This window comes from Ideonella azotifigens (genome assembly GCF_006519715.1).
GTDB lineage: Bacteria > Pseudomonadota > Gammaproteobacteria > Burkholderiales > Burkholderiaceae_C > Ideonella > Ideonella azotifigens.
This window is the reverse complement of the sequence record NZ_VIDT01000333.1, coordinates 1-5,951: the sequence shown is the minus strand read 5'-3', so window position 1 is coordinate 5,951 and position 5,951 is coordinate 1. Positions and strand designations below refer to the sequence as shown.

General features: G+C 67.9%; 5 protein-coding genes. 2 read left to right on the top strand and 3 right to left on the bottom strand.

Annotated features, from left to right (window positions below):
• The 3 genes from FKP22_RS18495 to speD all read right to left on the bottom strand — a co-directional run.
• The coding region (locus FKP22_RS18495) for a nucleotidyltransferase family protein (protein WP_170200951.1) at positions 1-373 on the bottom strand (373 nt) is incomplete at its 3' end.
• A gap of 56 nt (positions 374-429) precedes the next feature.
• Positions 430-1,824, bottom strand: a complete 1,395-nt coding sequence (locus tag FKP22_RS18490) for a glycoside hydrolase (protein WP_141289121.1) — start codon at positions 1,822-1,824, stop codon at positions 430-432.
• A 117-nt stretch (positions 1,825-1,941) separates the two neighbouring features.
• Entirely contained in the window at positions 1,942-2,325 is a 384-nt protein-coding gene (gene speD / locus FKP22_RS18485; RefSeq protein WP_141289119.1) for an adenosylmethionine decarboxylase, read from the bottom strand.
• 183 nt (positions 2,326-2,508) lie between these two features.
• On the opposite strand from speD, the gene tkt reads away from it, so the two are divergent.
• Positions 2,509-4,569: a transketolase gene (tkt, locus tag FKP22_RS18480; RefSeq protein WP_141289117.1), complete on the top strand. Its 2,061-nt coding sequence runs from the start codon at positions 2,509-2,511 to the stop codon at positions 4,567-4,569.
• A 91-nt stretch (positions 4,570-4,660) separates the two neighbouring features.
• Positions 4,661-5,659 carry a type I glyceraldehyde-3-phosphate dehydrogenase gene (gap, locus tag FKP22_RS18475; RefSeq protein ID WP_141289115.1) on the top strand — a complete coding sequence of 333 codons (999 nt, stop codon included), beginning with the start codon at positions 4,661-4,663 and terminating at the stop codon, positions 5,657-5,659.
• Positions 5,660-5,951: the final 292 nt, after the last annotated feature.

Here is a 5,951-nt window from a genome sequence, read left to right as displayed (position 1 = left end):
GGGCGGACAGCGCGCTGGCGGCGAAGGCCGCCGCATCGGCCGCGTCGAACGGAAAGCCGGGCAGGAACACGTCCCCGGAGACGACCCAGAAGGGCTCGTTGCCCTGCGGCGCCAGCAGCGGCAAGGCCTTGGCAATGCCGCCGGCGGTCTCCAGCGCGCCGCCGTGGTCACGGCCTTCCATCGAATAGTGCAGCCTGAGGCCCCAGCGGCTGCCGTCGCCCAGGGCGGCCGGGAACTGGTCCTCCAGCCAGGCGGTGTTGATGGCCACCTCGCGCACGCCGGCCGCGGCCAGCGCTGCCAGGTGCCATTCGATCAGCGGCTTGCCGCGCACCAGCAGCAGCGGCTTGGGGGTGGCATCGGTCAGGGGCCGCATGCGTTCACCTCGGCCGGCGGCGAGGATCAGGGCGCGGGGCGCGCTTGCCGTCGAACTCACTGCAGCACCACGAGCACCGCGCTGCCCGGCCCGATGCCGGCCTTGACGGTGCAGTCGCTGACCTCGGGTGCCTTCACCGCGCCGCCGCCTTCACCACCGGTCCGCCAGACCTGCGTCTGCGCGATCTTGCCGCAGTGGCCGCTGCCGCCCTGCAGGCGGGCATTGAGCTGGTGGGGTTCGTCGCTGCTGTTGCTGATCATCAGGTAGCTGTTTTGCGGGGTCTGGAATGCGGTGGCCACCAGGCCGGCGGGCATTCGGCCTTGCACCGCGGCGATCTTCGCCCCTGCCGGCAGCGGCGCGACGATGGTCTGCAGCGCCTGCGCCACCGGCCGGCGCTGGCCGTCTTCGCTGAGCAGGCCGTGGCCTTGCGTGCCCCAGTTGAAGTCCTTCAGCTGCCAGTAGATCAGCGCGCTGGCGCCATTGTTCAGCAGCAGCCCGGCCTGCGCGATGGCGCTCAGGCCGTAGGCCGGCTCGGTGACCGCGAAGCTGCGCGCGCCGACCTTGGCCTTGCCGTCCTGCGCGCCGAATTCGGTGATGACGATGGGCCCGAAATGGCCGCGGCCCAGGAAGCTGGCCATGCCGGGCTGGCGCGGGTCGCTGAGCAACTCGGGGTTCTCGTAGACGTGGGCCGAGATGTAGCCCAGGTCGTCGGTCGCCTTGGCCTGCTGCAGCGCGCCGATGTAGTGGTCGAACTGCTTCAGGTTCACGCCCGGCCCGGCGATCTTGACCTCGCCCAGGCCGTTCTGCTGCATCGCGGCCCTGGCCGCCTGCACCAGGCGTGCATAGTCCTCGCGGGTGTAGAGCGTGCTCCAGGCGCCGTGCGGTTCGTTGGTCAGCTCCACCGCGTCGGCCGTGATGCCCAGGCCGCGCAGGTAGACCATTTGCGCGGTGACCAGGTTGGCGTAGTCCGCCACCCGCGCCGGGTCCGCAAAGGTCGAGCGGTCCTTGGAGCCGCTCTTGCGCTGTGTGTCGTAACGGGCCCAGGGCTCGGGCATGCGCCAGAAGATCAGGTGGATCTGGATGCCCAGCTGCTTCATCTGCTCGCCGAAACGCGTCAGTCGCTGGCGCTGCTGTTCGCTGTCGTTGGCCTTGATCAGCGTCAGCGCATCCTGCACCGACATGCCGGGGCGCAGCTGATTCAGCAGGATCTTCGGTGCCAGGCCCACCCGCACGTAGCGCGCATGCAGGTCGCGCAGCATCTGCGTGCTTTGCTCGGGCTTGTTGTCGTTCAGCCAGACCTGCGCGCCAAAGCCGAGGTAGGGGTGGGACTGGCCGAAGTCGAAGCTGGCCTCGGCCTGGGCGGCCAGGGCCGCGCTGCCTTGCACGGCGAACAGGCCGCTCAAGGCCAGCGGCAGCAGCTGGCGGAAGGCGGTACGGGGCGAAAGCGTCATGGCAACTCCTGAAGCGCAATTGGGAAGCCGGCGCCTGACTGCTGCGCCACCATCCGCCAGTCTAGGCGGCCAACAGGCCCGCGCGTGTCGGACGACGGCGCACTTGCGCCTTGTGCGTCAGCGGGCGTCGCCTCGGTGCAGGCGTTGCAGCGCCTGCTGCGCCGGCTGGAACACCACGATCAACGCCGCCATCAAGGCCTCGGCGCGGGCGCTGTTGTCCTGCCCGAGGTTGCAGACGTAGACGTCCAGCGTCACCGCGCCGAGTTCGGGCCAGGTGTGCACCGCGAGGTGGGATTCGGCCAGCAGCACCACGCCGGTGACACCAGGCGGTGCCGTGCTTTCCGGCAGTGGCGTGAAGCGGTGGAACAGCTCGCCGACCGGCTGCAGACCGGCCGCCAGCACCGCGGCGCGGCAATGCGCGCGCAGGGTGTCGGGATCGGTCATCGCGGCTGCGCTGGCGGGGCAGCCGCGCAGGTCGGCGGTCAGGTGCAGGCCGTGCATGGGGTCGGGATTATCCGGCCCCGCTAAAATCCACCGCTGCACGGCTCGGCGCTCCCGACAGATCCGGGAGTCCAGCGCGTCGTTTACAGGCCCATCAGCGCGCTCACCAAGGCGCCAGGCGGCCCGCCGCTGATACCGGCGCTCCTCGCATTTTCCCGGCCCTTCCCCCGACACGGACCCAGCATGCCCCTCGACACCTCCCCCGTCAGCGCCCGTACCGAGCACCCCCAGATGGCCAACGCGATCCGCGCGCTGGCGATGGACGCGGTGCAGCAGGCCAATTCCGGCCACCCCGGCGCGCCGATGGGCATGGCCGAGATGGCCCAGGCCCTGTGGGGCCGCCACCTGAAGCACAACCCGAAGGCGCCGAAGTGGGCCGACCGCGACCGCTTCGTGCTGTCCAACGGCCACGGCTCGATGCTGCTGTACGCGCTGCTGAACCTGACCGGCTACGCGCTGTCCATCGAAGAGCTGAAGAACTTCCGCCAGCTGCACAGCCTGACCCCGGGCCACCCGGAAGTCGACGTGACGCCAGGCGTGGAAACCACCACCGGCCCGCTGGGCCAGGGCATCACCAACGCGGTGGGCATGGCGCTGGCCGAGAAGCTGCTGGCGGCCGAGTTCAACAAGGACGAGCTGAAAATCGTCGACCACCACACCTATGTCTTCATGGGTGATGGCTGCCTGATGGAAGGCATCAGCCATGAAGCCGTGGCCTTGGCCGGCGCCTGGAAGCTGAACAAGCTGGTCGCGCTGTACGACGACAACGGCATCTCGATCGACGGCCCGGTCGCGCCCTGGTTCATCGACAACACCGCCCAGCGCTTCAAGGCCTGCGGCTGGAACGTCGTCGGCCCGGTGGACGGCCATGACGTCGGCGCGGTCGACAAGGCGATTGCCACTGCCAAGGCCAGCAGCGACAAGCCCACGCTGGTCATCTGCAAGACCGCCATCGGCAAGGGCTCGCCCAACCGCGCCGGCACCGCCAAGGCCCACGGCGAACCGCTGGGCGGCGACGAGATCAAGCTGACCCGCGAAGCGCTGGGTTGGCCCCACGAGCCCTTCAGCGTGCCCGAAGACGTGCGCGCCGCCTGGGACGCCACCGAAACCGGTGCTGCTGCCAACGCCGTCTGGGATGCGCGTTTCGCGGCCTACGCCACCGCCTACCCCGAAGCCGCGGCAGAGTTCACCCGCCGCATGGCCGGCGAGCTGCCGGAGAACTTCGCCGAGACCGCGGTCGACGCCGTCGCCTCCGCCCACGACAAGGCCGAAACCGTGGCCAGCCGCAAGGCCAGCCAGATCGCGCTGGAATTCTTCACCGCCGCATTGCCTGAACTGCTGGGCGGCTCGGCCGACCTGACCGGCTCCAACCTCACCAACACCAAGAGCACGCCCGCGCTGCGCTTTGGCAAGGACGGCCAGCCGGCGCGCAACGAAGCCGGCCAGCTGGGCCGCCACATCAACTACGGCGTGCGTGAGTTCGGCATGGCCGCGATCATGAACGGCGTGGCGCTGCACGGTGGCTACATCCCCTACGGCGGCACCTTCCTGACCTTCAGCGACTACAGCCGCAACGCCATCCGCATGGCCGCGCTGATGAAGCTGCGCGTGGTGCACGTGTTCACCCACGACTCCATCGGCCTGGGCGAAGACGGCCCGACGCATCAGTCGGTCGAACACGCCGCCAGCCTGCGCCTGATCCCCAACCTGGACGTCTGGCGCCCGGCCGACACGATGGAAACCGCCGTCGCCTGGACCATGGCGCTGGCCAACAAGCACCGCCCGAGCGCGCTGCTGCTGTCGCGCCAGAACCTGCAGTACACGCAGAAGGTCGACGCCGACGTCATCACCCAGGGCGCCTATGTGCTGTCCGAGCCGTCAGACATCGGCATGAAGAAGGCCGCCCAGGCCGTCATCATCGCCACCGGCTCCGAAGTGCAGCTGGCGATGGCCGCGCAGGCCGAGCTGGCCAAGGCCAAGATCGCGGTGCGTGTGGTCTCGATGCCGTCCACCACCGTCTTCGACCGCCAGCCCATGGCCTACAAGCTCTCGGTGCTGCCGGCCAAGCTGCCGCGCATCGCCGTCGAAGCCGGCGTGACCGACGGATGGTGGAAATACGGCTGCGCCGCGGTTGTCGGCCTGGACCGCTTCGGCGAATCCGCCCCGGCCGGCGTGCTGTTCAAGCTGTTCGGCTTCACCGCCGACAACCTTGCGCTGACGGTGCGCAAGGTGCTGGGCAAGTGACACCGGCAGCATCCCCTGCCCGAGCCGGCAGGGGTGGGCTGCCCATTGCGTTCACGTTCACTTCTTCACAACTCAGATCAAGAGGCATCTCATGACCATCAAGGTAGGTATCAACGGCTTCGGCCGCATCGGCCGCATGGTGTTCCGCGCTGCGGTGCAGAACTTCGCCAGTGACATCGAAATCGTTGCCATCAACGATCTGCTCGAACCCGACTATCTGGCCTACATGCTGAAGCACGACAGCGTGCACGGCCGCTTCAAGGGCGAGGTCGCGGTCGACGGCAACACGCTGATCGTCAACGGCAAGAAGATCCGCCTGACTGCGGTGAAGAACCCGGCCGAACTGAAGTGGGACGAGGTCGGTGCCGACGTCATCATCGAATCCACCGGCCTGTTCCTGACCAAGGAAACCGCCGAGGCACACCTGAAGGCCGGCGCGAAGAAGGTCATCCTGTCGGCACCTTCGAAGGACGACACGCCGATGTTCGTCTACGGCGTCAACGACAAGACCTACGCCGGCCAGGCCATCATCTCGAACGCCTCGTGCACGACGAACTGCCTGGCGCCGGTCGCCAAGGTGCTGAACGATAGCTTCGGCATCAAGCGCGGCCTGATGACCACGGTGCATGCCACCACCGCCACGCAGAAGACCGTGGACGGCCCGTCGAACAAGGACTGGCGCGGTGGCCGCGGCATCCTGGAAAACATCATTCCTTCCAGCACTGGCGCTGCCAAGGCCGTGGGCGTGGTGATCCCCGAGCTGAACAAGAAGCTGACCGGCATGTCCTTCCGCGTGCCGACCTCGGACGTCTCGGTGATCGACCTGACCGTCGAGCTGGTCAAGGAAGCCAGCTACGAAGACATCTGCAACGCGATGAAGGCCGCGTCGCAAGGCGCGATGAAGGGCGTGCTCGGCTACACCGAGGACAAGGTCGTCTCGACCGACTTCCGCGGCGAGCCGATGACCTCGGTCTTCGATGCCGACGCCGGCATTGCGCTGGACAAGACCTTCGTCAAGGTCGTGGCCTGGTACGACAACGAATGGGGCTACTCGAACAAGTGCCTCGAAATGGTCCGCGTGGTGGCTTGAGCACCCGGCTTCGCGAATACGCGAAGCCACCCGCCGGGCGGGTAGCGGGGCCGCTTGGGAGCGGCCCGGCGCTGGCCCCGCGGTCCGCCTTGCGTCGATGATGTCGGCTGTAAGTCAAAAAGCCCCTTGCGAGGGGTTTTTTTGTGGGCGCCGTAGACGCAATCAGCAACGAGTCGTTTACTTCGAAACGTCTAGACTTCACCCTCTTTTGCCGCGGCACGCTGCTGCCCTTTGCCGGATGACTGCCATGAACCACACGGGTTGGACGAACTGGACACACAAGGCCTGGCTG